This window comes from Aeromonas sp. s7(2024) (genome assembly GCF_040907825.1).
Classification (GTDB): domain Bacteria; phylum Pseudomonadota; class Gammaproteobacteria; order Enterobacterales; family Aeromonadaceae; genus Aeromonas; species Aeromonas veronii.
In genome coordinates, this window is sequence record NZ_JBFOCM010000016.1 from 238,855 (window position 1) to 258,185 (window position 19,331).

General features: G+C 59.1%; 15 protein-coding genes. 6 read left to right on the forward strand and 9 right to left on the reverse strand.

Annotation, left to right across the window (positions count from 1 at the left end; translation table 11 throughout):
• Nucleotides 1-155: 155 nt before the first annotated feature.
• The 5 genes from AB5Y73_RS06130 to yciA all read left to right on the forward strand — a co-directional run bounded on the left by AB5Y73_RS06130 (nucleotide 156) and on the right by yciA (nucleotide 8,468).
• Nucleotides 156-1,802, forward strand: a complete 1,647-nt coding sequence (locus AB5Y73_RS06130) for an NAD(P)-binding protein (RefSeq protein WP_181497464.1) — start codon at nucleotides 156-158, stop codon at nucleotides 1,800-1,802.
• Nucleotides 1,799-5,374, forward strand: a complete 3,576-nt coding sequence (gene nifJ / locus AB5Y73_RS06135) for a pyruvate:ferredoxin (flavodoxin) oxidoreductase (protein ID WP_279499270.1) — start codon at nucleotides 1,799-1,801, stop codon at nucleotides 5,372-5,374. The genes AB5Y73_RS06130 and nifJ overlap by 4 nt, the downstream gene beginning before the upstream one ends.
• Before the next feature lie 238 nt (nucleotides 5,375-5,612).
• A complete protein-coding gene (locus AB5Y73_RS06140) occupies nucleotides 5,613-6,947 on the forward strand; it encodes a P-loop NTPase fold protein (protein WP_279499269.1) in 1,335 nt (444 codons plus the stop codon).
• Nucleotides 6,948-7,155: 208 nt separating this feature from the next.
• Nucleotides 7,156-8,004: an NAD-dependent epimerase/dehydratase family protein gene (locus tag AB5Y73_RS06145; RefSeq protein WP_279499268.1), complete on the forward strand. Its 849-nt coding sequence runs from the start codon at nucleotides 7,156-7,158 to the stop codon at nucleotides 8,002-8,004.
• 59 nt (nucleotides 8,005-8,063) lie between these two features.
• Nucleotides 8,064-8,468 carry an acyl-CoA thioester hydrolase YciA gene (yciA, locus tag AB5Y73_RS06150; protein WP_005337875.1) on the forward strand — a complete coding sequence of 135 codons (405 nt, stop codon included), beginning with the start codon at nucleotides 8,064-8,066 and terminating at the stop codon, nucleotides 8,466-8,468.
• Here the strand turns inward: yciA and AB5Y73_RS06155 are convergent, their stop codons facing one another.
• Nucleotides 8,469-8,693 (reverse strand): hypothetical protein, encoded by a 225-nt coding sequence (locus AB5Y73_RS06155; protein WP_005344394.1) that lies wholly within the window; start codon nucleotides 8,691-8,693, stop codon nucleotides 8,469-8,471. It lies immediately after the preceding gene.
• Between the two features lie 107 nt (nucleotides 8,694-8,800).
• Between AB5Y73_RS06155 and AB5Y73_RS06160 the strand changes: the two genes are divergently transcribed.
• A complete protein-coding gene (locus AB5Y73_RS06160) occupies nucleotides 8,801-9,646 on the forward strand; it encodes an endonuclease/exonuclease/phosphatase family protein (protein WP_279499267.1) in 846 nt (281 codons plus the stop codon).
• Nucleotides 9,647-9,751: 105 nt separating this feature from the next.
• Here AB5Y73_RS06160 and AB5Y73_RS06165 read toward each other — a convergent pair whose 3' ends face one another.
• The 8 genes from AB5Y73_RS06165 to AB5Y73_RS06200 all read right to left on the reverse strand — a co-directional run bounded on the left by AB5Y73_RS06165 (nucleotide 9,752) and on the right by AB5Y73_RS06200 (nucleotide 19,092).
• Complete coding sequence (locus AB5Y73_RS06165) at nucleotides 9,752-10,048, reverse strand: GrxA family glutaredoxin (protein ID WP_223849348.1); 297 nt, start codon at nucleotides 10,046-10,048, stop codon at nucleotides 9,752-9,754.
• 94 nt (nucleotides 10,049-10,142) lie between these two features.
• Nucleotides 10,143-11,582, reverse strand: a complete 1,440-nt coding sequence (dacB, locus tag AB5Y73_RS06170; RefSeq protein WP_005350510.1) for a D-alanyl-D-alanine carboxypeptidase/D-alanyl-D-alanine-endopeptidase — start codon at nucleotides 11,580-11,582, stop codon at nucleotides 10,143-10,145.
• Between the two features lie 112 nt (nucleotides 11,583-11,694).
• Entirely contained in the window at nucleotides 11,695-13,455 is a 1,761-nt protein-coding gene (locus tag AB5Y73_RS06175) for a DEAD/DEAH box helicase (protein ID WP_279499659.1), read from the reverse strand.
• Between the two features lie 112 nt (nucleotides 13,456-13,567).
• Nucleotides 13,568-14,605 carry an HlyD family secretion protein gene (locus AB5Y73_RS06180; protein ID WP_279499266.1) on the reverse strand — a complete coding sequence of 346 codons (1,038 nt, stop codon included), beginning with the start codon at nucleotides 14,603-14,605 and terminating at the stop codon, nucleotides 13,568-13,570.
• Nucleotides 14,606-14,608: 3 nt separating this feature from the next.
• Entirely contained in the window at nucleotides 14,609-14,947 is a 339-nt protein-coding gene (locus tag AB5Y73_RS06185; protein ID WP_005344404.1) for a DUF3302 domain-containing protein, read from the reverse strand.
• A 211-nt stretch (nucleotides 14,948-15,158) separates the two neighbouring features.
• On the reverse strand, nucleotides 15,159-16,580 hold the full coding sequence (locus AB5Y73_RS06190; RefSeq protein ID WP_019445441.1) for a carbon starvation protein A: 1,422 nt from the start codon (nucleotides 16,578-16,580) through the stop codon (nucleotides 15,159-15,161).
• 140 nt (nucleotides 16,581-16,720) lie between these two features.
• Nucleotides 16,721-17,425: a two-component system response regulator BtsR gene (gene btsR / locus AB5Y73_RS06195; RefSeq protein ID WP_005350523.1), complete on the reverse strand. Its 705-nt coding sequence runs from the start codon at nucleotides 17,423-17,425 to the stop codon at nucleotides 16,721-16,723.
• A complete protein-coding gene (locus tag AB5Y73_RS06200) occupies nucleotides 17,422-19,092 on the reverse strand; it encodes a sensor histidine kinase (RefSeq protein WP_181497459.1) in 1,671 nt (556 codons plus the stop codon). The genes btsR and AB5Y73_RS06200 overlap by 4 nt, the downstream gene beginning before the upstream one ends.
• Between the last annotated feature and the right edge of the window lie 239 nt (nucleotides 19,093-19,331).

Consider the following 19,331-nt stretch of genomic DNA (forward strand, 5'->3'; position numbering starts at 1 on the left):
GATTCGCTAATCAGTACAAAAAAGCGGCCATTATCGACTCAGTTCCCAGTTTCTAACGCTTTCGCTTCTTCCCCATCCGGCCACCGTCCGCTTCGGCTACACGGTATCAAGCGCCATCGGGTGGGGCCTGTCACACAAAAAGAAGAAAGCAATGTATGAGCAAACAACTGGACATGACCCCATTGCCGGATCTCTCCCTGAAAACGGGAACAGGCCCGGTGCGTACCCGGCTACCCGTCTGGCGGCCGGCCCTGCCACCCTGCAATCACGCCTGCCCGGCCGGAGAAAATATCCAGGCCTGGCTCTCTTTGGCGCAGGCCGGCCGTTTTGAGGCGGCCTGGCAGACCCTGATCGAAGAGAACCCCTTGCCCGCCATTCATGGTCGGGTCTGCTATCACCCCTGCGAGAGCGCCTGCAACCGCGGTCAGGTGGATGAATCCGTCTCCATCCACGCCATCGAGCGTTTCCTTGGCGACGAGGCGCTGGCCAAAGGTTGGCTGCCTGCGCCCCCCGCGCCCGCCAGCGGCAAGAAGGTGCTGGTGATCGGTGCCGGTCCCTCCGGCCTCTCCTGCGCCTGGCACCTCAACCGGCTTGGCCATCAGGTGGAGATCCGCGAAGCGGGGCCGCTTGCTGGCGGCATGCTGCGTTTCGGTATTCCCGCCTACCGCTTGCCCCGCGACGTGCTGGATCGGGAGGTGGCCCGCATCGTGGCGGCCGGGGTGACCCTGACCCTCAACCACAAGGTGGAGGATGTGCTGCGCGAGCGCGACGAGGGGGGCTTTGATGCCGTCTTTATGGCCATCGGCGCCCATCTGGCCAAGCGGGTCGATATTCCGGCCCGGGAAGCGGGCAAGATCCTCGATGCGGTGAGTTTCCTCGAACAGGCTAGCCTGGCCGAAGAACAGGGCTTGCCGCCCCCTAAACTGGGACGGCGGGTAGCGATTTATGGGGGGGGCAATACCGCCATGGATGCGGCCCGTACCGCCCGCCGTTTGGGCGTTGAAGAGGCAATGATCATCTACCGCCGCGACCGGGATCATATGCCTGCCCACGCCTTTGAAGCCGATGAGGCCGAGGAGGAGGGGATCAAGATCAACTGGTTGCGCAGCATTCGCCAGCTCGACAACACCAATATCGAGGTGGAGGTGATGGCGCTGGATGCCGAGGGCAAGCCGGTGCCCACCGGCAAGTTTGAAACCCTTGAAGCGGACTCCCTTATTCTGGCGCTGGGTCAGGAGGTTGATTTGAGCGTGCTGGAGAGCATTCCCGGCGTGCGGGTCAACAAGGAAGGGGTCGTACAGGTTGGTGAGAACCTGATGACGGATGTGCCGGGTCTGTTTGCCGGTGGCGACATGGTGCCCTCCGAGCGCACCGTCACCATCGCCACCGGCCACGGCAAGAAGGCGGCACGCCATATGGATGCCTGGCTGCGCGGTCGCCACTACCACAAACCGCTCTCCTACCCGCTGGTGGGGCCGGAGCAGTTGCAGCTCTGGTTCCAGACCCACGCGCCCGCCAGCAGTCAGCCGGTCAAACCGGCGTGGGCGCGGGATGACTTTGGCGAGATCATCGGCGGGCTGGATGAGGTGGCCGCCCGTTACGAGGCGGCGCGCTGTTACTCCTGCGGCAACTGCTTCGAGTGCGACGGCTGCTATGGCAGCTGCCCCGAACAGGCCATCGCCAAGTTGGGGCCGGGCAAAGGCTATCAGGTGGATGCCGAGCGCTGCACCGGCTGCGGTGCCTGTCACGACCAGTGCCCTTGTCACGCCATCGAGCTGCGCCAACCGGAGGAGTCCCAATGAAACATGAACTGATCATGGTCGATGGCAACGAAGCCGCGGCCCGGGTGGCCTACCAGCTGAGTGAAGTGTGTGCCATCTATCCCATTACCCCGAGCTCGACCATGGCCGAACTGGCCGATGCCTGGGCGGCGGAGGGACAGACCAACCTGTGGGGCAACATCCCCACCGTAGTGGAGATGCAGAGCGAAGGGGGGGCGGCTGGCACGGTACACGGCGCCCTGCAGGCGGGGGCGCTCGCCACCACCTTCACCGCCAGTCAGGGGCTGATGCTGATGCTGCCCAACATGTACAAGATCGCCGGTGAACTGACTTCGGCGGTGTTCCATGTGGCGGCCCGTTCGCTGGCGGCGCAGGGGCTGTCGATCTTTGGCGACCATCAGGACGTGATGGCGGCGCGCAGCACCGGCTTTGCCATGCTTGCCTCCGGCTCGGTGCAGGAGGCGCAGGACTTGGCCTTGGTTGCCCACAGCGTCACCCTGCAGTGCCGGGTGCCCTTTATCCACTTCTTCGACGGGTTCCGTACCTCCCACGAGGTGAACAAGATCACCGCCCTGCATCGGGACGAGATCCGGGCGCTTATCGACAACGACTGGGTGCGCGCCCACCGTGCGCGGGCGCTCAACCCGGATCATCCGGTGATGCGCGGCACCGCCCAGAACCCCGATACCTACTTCCAGTCCCGCGAGAGCGTCAACCCCTTCTACGAAGCGGTACCGGCGCGGGTGCAGCAGTGCATGGACAATCTCGGCGAGCTGACTGGCCGCCACTACCGGCTGGTGGAGTACCACGGCGCGCCCGATGCCACCGACGTCATCATGCTGATGGGCTCGGGGGCCGCCACCGCCCGCACCACTGTGGACTGGCTCAACCAACAGGATCGCAAGACCGGGGTCTTGGTTGTGCGCCTCTATCGCCCCTTCCCGGTACAGGCGCTGCTCGATGCGCTGCCGCAGAGCGTGCGGCGCATCGCCGTGCTGGATCGCACCAAGGAGCCGGGGGCGGGCGGCGAGCCGCTGCTGCTGGATGTGCAGAGCGCGCTGATCGACGGCTTGCAGCGCGGCCTTATCAAGCGGCTGCCCTGGCTCAGTGGCGGCCGCTATGGTCTCTCTTCCAAAGAGTTCACTCCCGCCATGTGCGCGGCTGTGTTCGAGGAGCTGGCATCCGATGCGCCGCGCCCCCGCTTTACCGTGGGGATAGTGGATGATGTGTCGGGCCTCAGTCTGGCATGGCATCCCATCGGCGATCTGGAGCCCGCCAGCCGGGTGCGGGCACTCTTCTTCGGCCTCGGTGCCGACGGCACTGTCGGTGCCAACAAGAACAGCATCAAGATCATCGGCGAGTTGGAGGGGTTCCACGCCCAGGGCTACTTCGTCTACGACTCCAAAAAGTCGGGCTCGCGCACCGTCTCCCACCTGCGCTTTGGCCCCGAGCCCATCGACGCCCCCTGGCTTATCGAGCAGGCGAGCTTTATCGGCTGCCACCAGTGGGGCTTTGTCGAGTCGGTCGATCTGCTGGAGCACGCCGCAGAAGGGGCGACCCTGCTGCTCAATGCCCCCTATGAGGCGGACAAGGTGTGGGGTCAGCTGCCCGAGCGGCTGCGCGCCCGTATCCGTGCCCTCAATATCCAGCTCTACTGCATCGATGGGGATCGGGTGGCCGAGCAAAACGGCATGGGCAATCGCATCAACACCATTATGCAGACCTGTTTCTTCGCGCTAGCCGGAGTCTTGCCGCGGGATGAGGCCATTGCGCTGATTAAGGAGAGCATCGAGAAGAGTTATGCCCGCAAGGGGCCCGAGGTGGTGGCGCGCAACTTCGCGGCGGTGGACGATACCCTGGCTCACCTCTGCAAGGTGGCGATCCCGGCCGGTGACGAGCAGATCAGCGACTATCCGCTACCGCTGGCACCGGGTGGCAGCGAGTTTGTCCAGCGGGTCACTGGCGAGATGCTGGCGGGGCGCGGCGATTTGATCCCTGTATCCATGCTGCCGGTGGATGGCACTTACCCCACCGCCACCAGCCGCTTCGAGAAGCGGGATATCGCCCGCGAGATCCCGATTTGGCACTCCGATATCTGCATCCAGTGCGGCAACTGCGTCTTTGTCTGCCCCCACGCGGCGCTGCGGGCCAAGTTCTACCATCAGGACTGGTTGGCGACCGCCCCCGAGGCTGCCCAGTCGGTGCCCGTCACAGCCAAGGGTTTCCCCGACAGCCGCTACACCCTGCAGCTCTATCCGGAGGATTGCACCGGCTGCGGCCAGTGCGTGCAGGCTTGTCCGGTGCGGGTTGGAGCGGATGAGAGCCATGAGGGCGAGCGCGCCATCGCCATGATGGACAAGGCGCCGCACCTAGCAGGCCAGAAACAGGCGCTGCGCTGGTTCGAGAGCCTGCCCTGGCCTGCTCGCGAGCGGGTGGACTTCTCCACGGTGCGCGGCACCCAGTTCCTCGAACCCCTGTTCGAGTTCTCCGGTGCCTGCGCTGGCTGTGGCGAGACCCCATATCTCAAGCTGCTGACCCAGCTGTTTGGCGATCGCATGCTGGTGGCCAACGCCACCGGTTGCTCCTCCATCTATGGCGGCAACCTGCCGACCACGCCGTGGGCCAAGAACAGCGAAGGGAAAGGGCCGGCCTGGTCCAACTCATTGTTCGAGGACAACGCCGAGTTTGGCTTTGGTTTTCGTCTCACCGCCGATCAGCATCACGGTCAGGCGGTGGCGGCTCTCGAAGCAATGAAGGGGGAGCTGGGCGCAGAGCTGGTCGATACCCTGATTAGCGCCCCGCAACGGCTGGAGTCGGAGATCCGCGCCCAGCGCACCCGGGTGGCGCAAGTGCGGGAGCGGCTGGAAGAGGTGAAATCCGGCAAGGCCCGCGAGCTGCTATCACTCATCGATCAGCTGGTGCGCCGCTCGGTCTGGATCATCGGCGGCGATGGCTGGGCCTATGACATCGGCTCATCGGGGCTCGATCATGTGCTCGCCTCGGGCCGCGATGTGAACGTGCTGGTGATGGATACCGAGGTTTACTCCAACACCGGCGGCCAGATGTCGAAATCGACCCCGCTCGGCGCCGTCGCCAAGTTCGCGGCGGGAGGCAAGACGCTGGCCAAGAAGGATGTGGCGTTGCAGGCCATCTCCTACGGCAACGTCTATGTTGCCCGCATCGCCTTTGGTGCCAATCCGCAGCAGGCGCTGCAAGCCTTGCGTGAGGCGGAGGCCTATCCGGGCCCGTCGCTTATCATCGCCTACAGCCACTGTATCGCCCACGGCATCGATATGGAGTTTGGTTTGACCCAGCAAAAACGGGCCGTGGCCTCTGGTCACTGGCCGCTGATGCGCTACAACCCGGTCTTGCGCAGTGCGGGGCAGAACCCCTTCAGTCTCGACAGCCTGCGCCCCTCCATTCCCCTTGCCACATATCGCCAAGAGGAGACCCGTTATCGGGTGCTGGCCCAGAGCCATCCGGAGGAGGCCGAACGGCTGATGCTGGTGGCGCAAAAAGTGGCGTGGCAGAAGTGGGCCACCTACGAGGAGATGGCCACCCGCGAAGCCAGCCATTTCCATCCACCGGTGTGAGGATGGGTGAGTGAAATATAACCAAGCGGGCCAATGGCCCGCTTTTATGTATTGGAAATACACGAATTGCTCACAGGAAAAACACATTTTGTCCGATGGAAAGTACCGTTACAGAATTATCACGACATTGATGCAAATAATAAAATTATTGATATGGGAGCCCCAAGTGGGCATGATGTACGCATGAAATTTTTTAATATATCTATTCTGTAAATAAGGTTTTATTTTGGGGTGAGTTATGAAGCTAACAGTACCAGAGTTAAAAATTAATGATGGTGAAGGGTTTTCAACAGAAAAAGATTTGTTTAATCGAAAGCAGTTTGGTGACCGACTTTATAATTTGATAATGAATTCTGATGAGAATTTGGTGCTGGCCTTGGATGCTCAATGGGGTGAAGGCAAAAGCACATTTATAAAAATGTGGACTGGTGAGAATAAATATAAGCAAGAGCCACCTCTTGAAACAATATATTTCGATGCATTTGAAAATGACTATCAAAAAGAACCATTCTTAGCTCTCGCCTCAGAAATATATGAGTTACTAGAGGACAAGGCTGAAAGTAAGAAAGTAGAGTTTAAGCAAAAAGCAGCTCAGGTTTTTAAAACTTTTAGTCGAGGGATGATTAAAACTGGCATTCGACTAGGTACTGCTGGTCTAATTGATGGTTCGATACTCGATCAAGCTGAAAATGATATTTCTACATTGGTTTCTGAGCAAGTAGATTCAGTTATTGCTTCAAAGTTTGAGAGTTCTAAAGCAGATAAATTAGCATTGAGCAATTTCAGAAAGTTTTTATCAGATATAGCGATCAATCATACACCTGGAAAACGCATAGTTTTTGTTATTGATGAGCTTGATCGTTGTAGACCTGATTTTGCATTAGATCTACTGGAAAATATTAAACACCTATTCTCAGTATCAGGTATCACATTCTTGCTTGTTATGAATAGAAAGCAATTGGAGGAGTCGGTCAAGTGTCGATATGGTGATGGAATTGACTCAGTTACATACCTGCAAAAATTTATTAATGTTTGGCTCTCCCTGCCTCGTACATCAGGTAAATATCAACAAGACGATGGTGCTAAGTATCTAATAACTGCTTTTGACTTAATGAGGGAAGGAAGGAAAGTTAACAATGAGAATGCGGTGCAAATCCTAAAGTCACTGGCTAAGCATTTAAAACCATCACTGCGCGATATAGAAAGAATTTTAACTTATTTTGCGATTATAGAAAATTCTCGCAATGAGCCTATGAGCGACTTTTACCAAGGTATAATGGCGACAATTTGCTTCATGAAGGTTGCTAATCCAAGAATGCTGGATGCAGTTATTAACAAACGTGCTAGCGTTCAAGAATTACTAGATTTCCTTCAATTGTCGGAAGGCTCTGATTACTCTGGTGAGTATGCTCTAGAGTATTTGGCTACGGTGGTGGAATTTGACCTAGCTTCGGAAGAACGTAGGAAGGTGATAATGGAAAGTAATTTGATTGATTTCAGGTATGGGCGCCTACCGAGTCAAGTATTTGACTATTTCCATCAATTGCTGAACAATATTCAACCGGTTCGGTGAGGAATGTAATCAATTACTTAATATGGAATTCTGAATGTTATACTTTATAGATTAATAGTTTTAAAAAGTGCAGTTATTTATATTAACTACGAACAAAAGATAAATGCCGCCATTTTTGCGGCATTTATCTAACTGTAGGCTGAGACTTCCTTTTCCCTCCAAGGCAGGTAAGCTGCGGGGCAAAACACGTCAAGCAGGAGAAGGGACGATGACAGAGCAACATATCGCCGGGACGATCGGCATTCTGGGGGCGGGGTGGCTCGGGCTGCCGCTGGCGCGGGCCCTGCTGGCGGCTGGCAAGCCGGTGGCGGTGACGGTCAGCAGCGCCGAGAAGGCGGCCCGTTTGCAGGGGGAGGGGATCAACGCCCATCCGCTGACCATCTCTGCCAACATGGGCTCTGCCGAGATGCCCATCGCTGATCAAAAAGCGCCGTGGCCCATCCCCTGCGAATCGTTGGTTATCTGCGTACCGCCCAGCAAGACCGATGACTATCCGCAGGCGGTGGCAAGGGCCTGCGCGTTGGCCAAAGCGAATGGCACCCGGCGGGTGCTGTTTGTCAGCGCCACCTCGGTATGGGGCGCAGGACAGCAGGAGGGGGAAGAGCCCCAACCCCGCCATGCCCGTGGCGAGCGGATGCTGGCGGCGGAGCGGGCGGTGCTGGCGGCCGGTTTCGAGACGGTGATGATAGTGCGTCCCTCCGGCCTTTATGGCCCGGATCGCCATCCCGGCCGTTTCCTGGCGGGCAAGACTCTCGATGGCGGCGCCCAGTCGGTCAATCTGGTCCATCTGGACGATGTGGTGGCGGCCTGCATCTTGCTGCTGGAGCGGGGCAAGGACGGAGATGTCTTCAACCTGAGCGCGCCGGTGCATCCGCGCCGCGAGCAGTTCTACCCCTTTGCGGCGCGTCAGCAGGGGCTGCCCGTGCCGGTCTTTATCGAGCCTGCCGGTGAATTTCAGCCCATCGACGGTCAGCTGATTTGTCAGCAGATGGGATTCAACTATCGCTGGCCCGATCCGGCCCACTGGTTTGCCGAGCTCGCTGCCTCGGGTAATTGAGGTTTGCCAAGGGGGTGATCGCCCCCTATCATGCCGCCATCCATGAGAGAGAGGCGGTAATGATGGTAGATACAAAACGTCACCCCGATGGGGAGTTGTTGCTGAGAACCCTGGCAATGCCAGCCGATACCAACCCCAATGGCGACATCTTTGGTGGCTGGATCATGTCCCAGATGGATATAGGTGGGGGCATTATGGCCAAGGAGCTGGCAAAAGGACGTATTTGTACCGTATCCGTCGAAGGCATGACCTTCCACAGTCCGGTCAAGGTGGGTGATGTGGTCTGCTGCTACGGCCGCTGCATGAAGATCGGCCGCAGCTCCATGAAGCTCAAGCTGGAGGTGTGGGTCAAGCCGGTACTGCGGGAAAACGACGCCCAGCGCTACTGCGTGACCGAGGGGATCTTCACCTATGTCGCCATCGACGAGCAGGGCAAATCCCGCCCGGTTCCGGTGAGTGCCTGATTAAATCAGCCGGGCATTGATGATGGATATTTCCTGCTCAAGCCCGGTTTTTTGCCGTATCATGCGTTCCAGCATCTCTTCCGAGCCCACATATTGCAGGGTGTCAAACAGGCAGAGATCGCATTGAGGGTCCCGTCTTATCTGGTAGACGGTGGACAGCTCCACTTGATGACAATTTCCTTGTTGATCATAAAACGTCACGTTGTACCGAAGTTCTTTCGCCATGAGACAAGGTCCTTCTGGTTGGGTGGAACAGGGACTATCAGCTTAGTCGGCGTGGATGACGTTTGTGATGGTCGCAACAAAAAGCAAAGGCGGGCGGTTGTTAGCCAATGAAAAATAGTTATCGCATTCTTGGCACCTCCCTGCTGACCCTGGGGTTGGTAGGCTGTTTTGAGGTGCCGGATCAGAACCATCTGGTCACAGCTCAAGGGATTGTGCCGGGACTCGACTGCCAGCGTCCGCCGCTGGTGGCGTTGGCGACCACGGCGCTGCCCCGTGAATTCGGGGTGACGGTGTGGAATCTCTACAAGGGCCAGCGCAAGAACTGGCGCGAAGGGATGGACAGTTATGCCAAGGGGCAGGATCTGGTGCTGCTGCAAGAGTCGGCCACCCGTCCCGATATGCTCGACTGGCTGCGCGCCGGTGATTTCCAGTGGCAACAGCTGCAAGCCTTCACCCAGGGCGGCGTGTCGTTCGGGGTTATGACGGTGGCCAAGACCCCGCAGGCGTTCGTCTGTGGCGTGCGCTCCCCCGAGCCCTTGCTGCGTATCCCCAAATCCGGGCTGGTGAGCCTCTATCCGCTGCAGGGCGACCCTGACGGCGTGCTGGTGATCAACCTCCATGCGGTCAATTTCGAACTGGGGATGGCCACCTTCCGCGAGCAGCTTAACGATTTGACTGCGCTGGTGCGCCGCCATCAGGGGCCGGTGATCCTGGCCGGTGATTTCAATACCTGGAGCGACAAACGTCAGTTCTGGTTGAGTAAATTGGTGGACGAGCTGGGGCTGCAAGAGGCCGTGCCGGTGCCTGATTTGCGCCGTACCGCCTTCGGTCGCCCGCTGGATCACCTCTACTACCGCAATCTGGACCTGGTCGAGGTGAATTCACCGGCCACCGACAGTTCGGATCACAACCCCATCATTGCTCGCTTTGCCGCCCAGTCTGTGACCCCCTGATCGGGGATGATGTGTGCGTGTTGCCCATAAAAAATCCGGCGCCTGATGGCGCCGGATTTTTTTATACGCTCTGGCGTTCAACCCGCTCGGGATGACCCGCAAGAATTACTGGTAGAGACCCAGATTCGCTTTGGCGTAGGCTTCGAAATCGGTGCAGCCACCGATGTGCTGCTCGTCCAGGAAGATCTGCGGCACTGTGTTGACCGGCTTGCCGGCGCTCTTGGCCAGATCTTCTTTGGTGATGCCTTCTGCATGGATATCCACGTAGCGGAATTTGAAGTCATCGCGCTGTTCGGTCAGCTGCTCGGCGATCTGTACGGCACGGACACAGTAGGGGCAACCCGGGCGACCAAAAATCACTGCAAACATATTTTCTCTCCGTTTTTTAAGCCGTTTATGTATGGCCGTTGATATGAGGCAGGCAACAGCATAGCCCTGCCTCGTGGCGACTTGAAGCCGAAATTATCGATACCCTGATTCGAGTGGGCCTATTGGATCAGCTCTCATCGGCGATCTGGATCGGCTGCTGCTGATAGATGCTCTCCAGCACCCCCTTCTCGAACACAGTCCAGGGCCACGGCGCCTTGCTGGCACGGTAGCGCTCATGGGTGGCCGGATCTTGGGACAGGCCACGCTGGAACATCACAAACGCCTTGCGCTGGCCGCCCGCCGTGTCGATAAAGCCCACCAGATTGGAGGTGCCGGTGATGGTACCGGTCTTGGCGTGCACCTTGTTCTTCATCATGGGGGCGGTGACGCTGCGGCGCCATGCCAGGGTGCCATCCACCTGGGAGCTTGGCAGCAGCTTGATCAGGCCAAGCTCGGCATCGTTTTTCTGGATGAAGTTCAGCACCGACATCATCTGACGGGCGCTGATGAGATTGTGAGCGGAGAGACCGGAGCCGTCAGCCAGAGTGGCGTTGCCCAGATCGATGCCGTTCTTGGTCAGGATGGCGCGCACTGCCATGGTGCCGCTGCGATAGCTGCCCGGCTTGTTGTAGTAGTGACGGCCCACGGTTTTGAGGAAGGTATCGGCGTAGAGGTTGTCCGATTTCTTCAGCATCTTGGCGAGCATCACCGGCAGGGAGACCGAGTAGTGGGTGCCGAGGGTTTCTGCCCCTTCAGGGGCCTTGTGGGTGACCCGCAGCAGGCCATCATGCTTGATACCGGCACGGTTCATCGCCCAGCGGATGTTGTCCCAACCCCAGGCTTCCACGTCGTGAATGGCGAAACGCAGACCCTGCGGCTCCTTGTTCGGGGTGATACAGCCCTTGAGCTCGTAGAAGTTGCCCTTGGCCATGTCCACTTCCAGTGCGCAGAACTGGCGCGCCATGTCGCCATAGCTCATCACTTCCACGTTGTCGGCACCGATGCCGATGGGGACGCCGGTAGCTACATTGCCCACCGCCGGTTTGCCAATCTGGGTGGCAGTGATGGTGCCGTAGGCGCAGTTCTTGTCGATGATGACCGAGGAGACGGGCGCTGCGAAGCAGAGGGTCTGATCCCCCCACGACCAGCCGTTGCCACGCTCGTAGCCGTTGTAGGCGCCGGTGTTGACGTAGACATTCCCCTTGATGCTGGTGACGCCGAGCTGCTTGAACAGGGCCAGCAGATCCATGCGGGAGAGGGTGGGGTCGCCGACGAAGTTGATCCAGATATCGCCGTTGATGGTGTCACCCTGTTTGGCGCCCGGCTGGGCCTGAATGTCGGTGGCGAAGCGGAAATCGGCACCCAGCTCGAGGCGAGCTGCCAGCGCGGTGAGCACCTTCATGGTGGAGGCGGGGGCGATCATCTGATCGGCGTGGCGGGCGAACTCGACGCCGTTATTGCCCTGCACCATGATGGCGTACTGGCCACCCTGAGGGGGCGTCAGCGGGGCGGCATGAGCCGCCAGAGAAGAAAAGAGAGCACAAAAACCAATCAACAGCCGCTGCATAACATCCTCTAACGTGACGAAGGGCCCGGCAGTGGTGCCGACCCTGATAATTCAACCCGTCGATGCGGGATCGACGGGATAACGCAATTCATGCCATGTATGCCGGTCGCCATCATGTCATCGAGTTGGCGGTACGATAGCGACCCTCATAATCAAAAATTTTCTCTTTTATCTGCCAGAAGCGACCCGATTTGCGGGCGATGACAAAATCCGGATTACGGAACTGGCTTTGCGCGGCCAGCACGCTCGCCAGGGTGGCAAATTCGGGCTCCAGCCCCGGGGCGGGCCAATGATGACGCACAAAGTGCTGTTGAAACAAGCGCCGTGCGCCCGGGGAGTGAAATCCGAAGTATTCACTGAGGGTCAGCCCATCCTCATCGTGGTAGGTCACCTCCAGCCGCTCCCCCTGTTTGCCGCGCCCTGCGGTGAAGGTGAGACCCGCGCAGCGGATCACCATGCAATCCTTGAGATTTAGCGCCTCTTTGAGCTTGTCGTCAGGGTCCACCAGCAGCTGATCGCAGCTCTGGCAGCGGCGGGCGGCGATGTCGTTCTCCGCGCCACAGCCGGGGCAGATCTTGGCGCGAAAGCGGTAGTCACACTCCTCGCGGTTACCCTCGTCATCTTCAAACAGCCCCTGACAGCGGCGGCCGTAGTGCTCGATCACCTTGCCATCCTCGTCGGTCTTGCCCCAGAAGGTGTTGGCAAAACCGCAGGCGGGGCAGGGCACCTGTACCGGCTCGGTACCGGCATGGGGGCGGGGCTCCCCCACTTCGGGGGCGAACAGGTTGAAGTTGTTGCCCGCATAGTCGAGCACCAGACAATCGCTCTTGCCCGGCGAGAGGCGCAGGCCCCGCCCCACGATCTGCTGATAGAGGGAGACCGACTCGGTGGGGCGCAGCATCACGATAAGATCGACATGGGGGGCGTCGAAGCCGGTGGTGAGTACCGCCACGTTGACCAGAAACTTGATCTCCCGCGCCTTGAAGGCGTTGATGAGGGCATCGCGCTCCGGTCCCGGTGTCTCGCCGGTGATAAGGGCCGCCAGCTGGCCTCTGGCGCCAAGCAGACCGTGAATTTCGCGGGCGTGCTCGACGGTGGCGGCGAAGATCATCACCCCCTGCCGGTCGGCGGCATACTCCAGCACCTGACTCAGGATATGGGGTGTGACCCGCTGCTGGCGCTTGAGCTCGCCGTTGAGATCCGCCTCGCTAAAGAGGCCGTTCTCCCGTGGTACCAGTTTGCTGAAGTCGTAGTGGACGATGGGGGCATCCACCATGCGTGGCGGCGTCAGGTAGCCGTTTTTGACCATAAAACGCAGGGGCAGCTCGAACACGCAGTCGCCGAACAGCCGCTCGCCGTGGCTCTTGACCATGCCGTGGTAGTGGCGCCGGTAGATCCAGCCCAGCCCGAGCCGATAAGGGGTAGCGGTGAGGCCGAGGATCTTGAGGGCCGGATTGGTGGCCTTGAGGTGGCCTAACACCTGATGGTACTGGCTGTCGTCATCGAGCGAGACCCGATGGCACTCGTCGATGATGAGCAGCGAAAACGCCCCGTCGAAGGCAGCCAGATTGCGCGCTACCGACTGCACCGAGCCGAACACCACCTGGGCGCTCGCCTCCTTGCGATCCAGGCCGGCAGCGAAAATATCGGCCTTGAGCCCCCACGCCTCGTACTTGGCATGGTTCTGCTCCACCAGCTCCTTGACGTGGGCCAGTACCAGCACCCGACCACGCGCCTTGCGGGCCAGTTCGGCGATCACCAGACTCTTGCCAGCCCCGGTGGGCAGCACTACCACTGCGGGATCCGGGTGTTTGCGAAAGTGGCTGATCACGGCGTTGACGGCGTCGGTCTGATAGGGTCTGAGAACGAACATGGGGGCGTGGCGTTTGGGCATGGTACGGCGCAGGGTGGCGCCATTATAGGGTGCTTGCCGCCACAAAAACAGCGGGCCGGCATGATGCCGGCCCGTTGAATACATTGCGTGCTTAGTGGAAGGGGAAGAGGTAGTTCATCCAGCTTGCCATGCGCAGCAGTACCTTGCGCATCACAGAGACGTGGTGGAAGTACTCGGTATAGACAGCGGCCTGGCCGCTGGCACCGGCAATCACCTGATACTTGGCCCACTCGGGGTCGGTGATGGAGATGAGCACCGGCATGCGGCCCGGACGGATAGCGCTGGTCTGATCCAGCAGCATGGCGTTGGCCTGCACATTGCCGGCGGCGATGGCCGGGATCACGGCGGTTACCTTGCCCTTGAAGATCTTGCCGGGGATGCCGTCGATCACCACTTCGGCCTCGTCACCCACCGCCAGACGCTGCATGCTGTTCTGCCAGAACCAGCCGACATAGGCGGTCTCATCCTTGTGGATGAAGGTCATCACCGGACGATACATGAAGGGGGTGGCGATCATGCCGGGACGCAGGGCAAGCTGCACCACATGGCCATCGCTTGGGGCATAGACCACGGTCTGGGCCAGCTGGTATTTGGCTTCATCGAGCTGGGCCTGCAGATCTTCCAGCGTGGCGCGTTGCTGATCCATCTGGGCGGCGATCTCATCTACGCTCGCTTGAGTCACGTCGAGGTCACGCTGCTTGCCGACGCCGCGGCGCATCAGGTCACTGGCGCGATCTCTGTCCAGTTTGGCGGAGCGTAGTCTGGCGTCAATGGACTTGAGTTGATCCTTGTTGGCATTGAGCCGGGCGCTCAGGCTTTCCACTTTCAGTCTGAAAGGCTCGTCATCGAGGCGAAACAGCACATCGCCCTTCTTCACCGGCTGGTTGGCTTGCACCGGCACCTCGACTACCCGGCCCTTGACCAGCGGTACGATAGGGGTGGAGAGGTAGTAGTTGCGCGCCATCTCGGAGTAGGGGTGGTTGTAGTTCATCAGCATGATGAGGGTGCCGATGAGCACCACACCACCCAGCGCGGCAGTCGGAACAGTCCACTTGTTGAGCGGGATGCGGAAGATTTTGAAAATGGCTACACAGAGTGCCGTATAGGTCAGGATCAGTAGCAGGTCCATGATTTATCCCTGTTGCTCTTGCTGTTCGATATGGTTGAGACGGCCCTTCAGTTCAGCCAGCTCTTCTCTGAGGGCCGCGATATCATCTTCATCTTTTTGCAGGCGCTGGTTAAAGCCCCAGCCGCGATCGGGGCGATAGATGGTTGCCCAGATCCAGAGGAAAGGCCACAACACATGCAGGGTGAAGAGACTGACCCAGCCGGCAACATGGATGGCATCCTGATGGGGATGATTGCGATGTTTGGCGATTTCGTAAGGAATATCGTGGATCACGATGATTCCGTAGAAGATGACCAGCGCGACAAAGACGAGCAGGCCAAGGGCAAAGTAATCAAGGAACATGTATAACCTCCACTGGCTTTAAGCACAGCTTTATCATTGATTCATATATTCGGGAAAGCAATTTAAAATCACATATTTATCGTCAGGTCGCACGGAATCTTAAGGGCTTGTGCTGTATAGGAGCTTAAGGGAATAACGAGTTGTTTTATTGGTTTTTTTATCAATTAAAAAGGGGCCTTTTGGCCCCTTTTTTACCACCTCAAGTCAGACATCACCCTTCACTGGGATTGCTAACCAGTGGTTGGCGGAACTTCATCAGGAAGGCCACGGTAATGGCCGCCGTTGCAGTCAGGCCGATGATGGTGGAGGTCCCCATCTCAAGCCCGAACCCGATGGGGGCATTGGCCAGATAGGTGATCACCACAGCGGTCATGAACATGGCGGGAATGGTGCAGATCCAGTGCAGCTTGCCCTCTTTGATGAGGTAGGCAGCCGCAGCCCACAACATGATGACGGCGGTGGTCTGGTTGGCCCAGCCGAAGTAGCGCCAGATCACCCCGAATTCAGCCTTGGAGATGATGAAACCAAGGATAAACATGGGGATGGCGATCAGCAGACGTTTGGCCAGCGGCTTCTGGGTCATCTTCAGGAAGTCCGCCACGATCAGGCGAGCACTGCGAAACGCGGTGTCACCGGAGGTGATGGGCAGGATCACCACGCCGAGGATGGCCAGAATGCCGCCGACTGTGCCGAGCAGGCTGGTGGAGACTTCGTGTACCACGGCTGCCGGGCCGCCGTTGGCCATGGTAGCGTTGAGTGCTTCGGTGCTGTCGTAGAAGGAGAGACCCAGGGTGCACCAGATCAGGGCGATGATCCCTTCACCGATCATTGCACCGTAGAAGATGAAGCGGCCGGATTTCTCGTTTTGCATGCAGCGCGCCATCAGCGGTGACTGGGTGGCGTGGAAGCCCGATACCGCGCCACAGGCGATGGTGATGAACAGCAGCGGCCAGAGCGGCAGTTCGGTCGGGTGCAGGTTGGAGAAGTCCATCCCGGTGTTGTAGAAGCCTTTGCCGGAGGCGATCAGGCCAACGATGAGGCCGACCGACATGAAGACCAGCAGGGCCCCGAAGATGGGGTAGAAGCGGCCGATGATCTTGTCGATGGGGACTATGGTCGCGAGGATGTAGTAGGCAAAGATTGCCACGATCCAGTAGACCAGATCGGTGGAGGTGAGGTTGGCGAGCAAGCCGGCCGGGCTCAGCACGAATACCACGCCCACCAGCATCAGCAGCACCACGGCAAACAGGTTCATGAAGTGCTTGGCGGCGGTGCCCAGATGCTCACCGACCACGGTTGGCACCGAGGCCCCCTTGGCGCGCACCGACAGCATGCCGGAGAAGTAGTCATGTACCGCACCGGCGAAGATGCAGCCAAAGACGATCCAGAGCATGGCGACCGGGCCGTAGAGGGCACCCAGGATGGGGCCGAAGATAGGGCCAACACCTGCGATGTTGAGCAGTTGAACCAGATAGACTTTCTTGTCCGACATCGGGACATAGTCCACCCCGTCAGCCATGGTGATGGCGGGGGTTTTCAGCTCGGGTTTCGGGCTGAATATCCGTTCGATGAATTTGCCGTATATGAAGTAGCCGGCCACAAGTAAGCCGACACAGAGGAAGAACCAGATCATTGCTACGCTCCTGCATTGTTATTTTTTAGTGTGCAGAGCGAGTCTAAAACGGTTGCGCCTGACTGGCAGGTGAAACTCCCCGAACGGCGCTTTGGCGCGCCGAGCGGTCGGCGGCTGTGATCAGGCGCACACTCCGCGGCTCAGTCCAGCCCCAGCTGATCTTTGAGCTCCTTGAGATAGCGACGACTGACCGGCACCCGGGCGCCGCTCGGGGTGACAATCTCTGCCAGCTGGTTGTCCAGCAGCCGGATCTCGAAGATGGCGTTGGGGGAGACCAGATACTGGCGGTGACAGCGCAGCAGCGGGCTCTTTTCTTCCAGCGATTTGAGGGTGAGCTGGGTGTGGAACAGCTCGCCCTGACAGGCCACATGGACCCCGCCCAGATCGGAGAAGGCATATTCCACTTGCGCGATGGGCAGCAGCCTGACCCGATTGTGCAGATAGCCCGGAATATGTTCGATAGTCGGGGCCAGTCGCTCGATGGGCTGCGGGGAGATATCCTGCTTGAGGCGAGCGAGGGTCTTGGCGAGCCGGGCGGGCTCCACCGGCTTGAGCAGGTAGTCGAAGGCGTTCTCTTCAAATGCCTGAATGGCATATTCGTCAAAGGCGGTGACAAAGACGATGCGGGGCAGGGGATCGAGCATGGCGACCAACTCCATGCCGCTCAGCTTGGGCATCTGGATATCGAGGAACACCACGTCGGGCTTGAGGCGCTGAATAAGCGGCAGCGCCTCGATGGCGTTGGCCGCTTCCCCTACGATCTCGATGGCAGGATCGCAGGCCAGCTGCTGCCTCAGCTCTTCGCGGGCGTAGTGTTCGTCATCGACTATCAGGGTGCGGATCATGGTTGCTCCTTGGGGATGGTGAACGACACCCGGGTCCACTGTTCCGGCTCGCAGGCAATAGTCACGCCATAGCGCTCGCCAAAGGCGCTTTTCAGTCGCCGATCGACAATGGTCATGCCCAGACCGTCGCCAGCGGGGTGCGCTTGCCAGGTGCCTGCATTATCTTCCACATGGATGGTGACGCTGGTGGGATGCTCATCGGTATAGAGGCGAATGCGCCCTTGCTCCAGCAGGGTCGAGACGCCGTGCTTGATGGCATTCTCGATCAGCGGTTGCAGGGTGAAGCTGGGCAGTCGCAGTGTGGCCAGATGGGGCGGGATCTCGTTTATCACCGTCAGCCGATCGCCAAAGCGGGCCAGCTCGATCTCCAGATAGGATTGGCAGTGCTCCTGCTCCTCCTGCAGGGTCGCAAGGCCGCTCTGGCGTTTGAGATTTTTGCGAAAGAACAGCGAAAGATGCAGCAGAAGGTCTCGCGCCTTGTCCGGATCGCGCCGGGTGATGGCACTGATGGTGTTGAGGGTGTTGAACAGAAAGTGGGGGTTGATCTGGGCCTGGATCAGCTTGAGTTCGGACTGCACCAGCAGCCGTTGGTGCTGCTCCAGCCGACCGGCCAGCAACTGCTGTGACAGCAGGTTGGCAATCCCTTCCCCCAGGGTGTGGTTGATCTTGAGAAACAGCCGCTTCTTCGGCTCGTAGAGCTTGATGGTGCCGATCACTCCTTTGTCCCCTTGCAGCGGGATCACCAGCACCGAACCCAGCTGGCATGCGGAGGAGAGGCTGCAGCGATAGGGCTGGCTGTTGCCATCGGCAAACAGCACCTTGTTCTGGGCGATGGCCTGCATGGTGATGGCTGACGCGATGGGGGTACCCGGCAGGTGGTGATCTTCGCCGGTGCCGATAAAGGCGAGGATCTGCTCGGTGTCCGTGATGGCGACCGCCCCCACGCCGGTCTCCTCCTGAATGATGCGGGCAATCTTGTTGCTCGCCTCCGGGGTAAAGCCCTGACTCATGATCCCCACTGTGCGGTTGGCGATATTGAGCGCCTTGGCGGAGAAGACCCGGGAGAACTTCTCATACATCCGCTGCTGGTCGCGGATCATGCTGATAAAGAGCGCCGCGCCGCAGGAGTTGGCCAGAATCATCGGGGTGGCGATGGTGCGCACCAGCAGCAGGGACTTGTCGAACGGGGTCGCCACCAGCAGGATGATCACCATCTGCATGATCTCGGCATAGAGGGTGGTAAAGAAGGCGATACGCGGTTCAAACAGGGCATCCGTTCGTCCCGAGCGCATCAGGCGCCAGTGCACTATGCCCCCGAGCAACCCCTCGCAGGTGGTGGAGATGGCGCAGGCGAGATCGGTAAATCCCCCCAGCGTATAGCGGTGCAGGCCGCCGGTCAGCCCCACCAGAAAGCCCACCAGCGGTCCCCCCAATAATCCCCCCAAGACGGCGCCGACCGCCCGGGTGTTGGCGATGGCATCGTCGATATCGAGGCCCACATAGGTGCCGAGGATACAAAAGCTGGAAAAGATGATGTATATCAGTATCTTGTGAGGTAGTCTCACGGAATAGTTGGCAAGCGGGCGCAGCAGCGGGCTTTTCGAGAAGAGATAGGCGATCACTAGGCTGACGCTCATCTGTTGCAGCAAGGAGAGGACCAACTGCATAAAAAACGCTCCTCATAAGCCAGCTGAAAAAATAGCCAGCCCGTGAATAAGTGTGATCAGGATCTTGTTCTGTTGGCCCAACTGGGCGCAACGGGCCGTCAGTTTGCCAGAACAAGTGGATAAAACCATATTAAATCAGCATGTTAAATTGATATTTGTGTAAGCGGCAGCGGGTTGATATTGATGGATGGAGCATGAATGTATCCGCTGGATACGCCACACGGAGGTGGCATGCTCCG

Excerpts from the sequence above, each read along its gene's own strand:
- AB5Y73_RS06130 (WP_181497464.1), top strand. The coding sequence starts at position 156 with ATGAGCAAACAACTGGACATGACCCCATTGCCGGATCTCTCCCTGAAA.
- nifJ (WP_279499270.1), top strand. The coding sequence starts at position 1,799 with ATGAAACATGAACTGATCATGGTCGATGGCAACGAAGCCGCGGCCCGG.
- AB5Y73_RS06140 (WP_279499269.1), top strand. The coding sequence starts at position 5,613 with ATGAAGCTAACAGTACCAGAGTTAAAAATTAATGATGGTGAAGGGTTT.
- AB5Y73_RS06145 (WP_279499268.1), top strand. The coding sequence starts at position 7,156 with ATGACAGAGCAACATATCGCCGGGACGATCGGCATTCTGGGGGCGGGG.
- yciA (WP_005337875.1), top strand. The coding sequence starts at position 8,064 with ATGATGGTAGATACAAAACGTCACCCCGATGGGGAGTTGTTGCTGAGA.
- AB5Y73_RS06155 (WP_005344394.1), bottom strand. The coding sequence starts at position 8,693 with ATGGCGAAAGAACTTCGGTACAACGTGACGTTTTATGATCAACAAGGA.
- AB5Y73_RS06160 (WP_279499267.1), top strand. The coding sequence starts at position 8,801 with ATGAAAAATAGTTATCGCATTCTTGGCACCTCCCTGCTGACCCTGGGG.
- dacB (WP_005350510.1), bottom strand. The coding sequence starts at position 11,582 with ATGCAGCGGCTGTTGATTGGTTTTTGTGCTCTCTTTTCTTCTCTGGCG.
- AB5Y73_RS06175 (WP_279499659.1), bottom strand. The coding sequence starts at position 13,455 with ATGTTCGTTCTCAGACCCTATCAGACCGACGCCGTCAACGCCGTGATC.
- AB5Y73_RS06180 (WP_279499266.1), bottom strand. The coding sequence starts at position 14,605 with ATGGACCTGCTACTGATCCTGACCTATACGGCACTCTGTGTAGCCATT.
- AB5Y73_RS06185 (WP_005344404.1), bottom strand. The coding sequence starts at position 14,947 with ATGTTCCTTGATTACTTTGCCCTTGGCCTGCTCGTCTTTGTCGCGCTG.
- AB5Y73_RS06190 (WP_019445441.1), bottom strand. The coding sequence starts at position 16,580 with ATGATCTGGTTCTTCCTCTGTGTCGGCTTACTTGTGGCCGGCTACTTC.
- btsR (WP_005350523.1), bottom strand. The coding sequence starts at position 17,425 with ATGATCCGCACCCTGATAGTCGATGACGAACACTACGCCCGCGAAGAG.
- AB5Y73_RS06200 (WP_181497459.1), bottom strand. The coding sequence starts at position 19,092 with ATGCAGTTGGTCCTCTCCTTGCTGCAACAGATGAGCGTCAGCCTAGTG.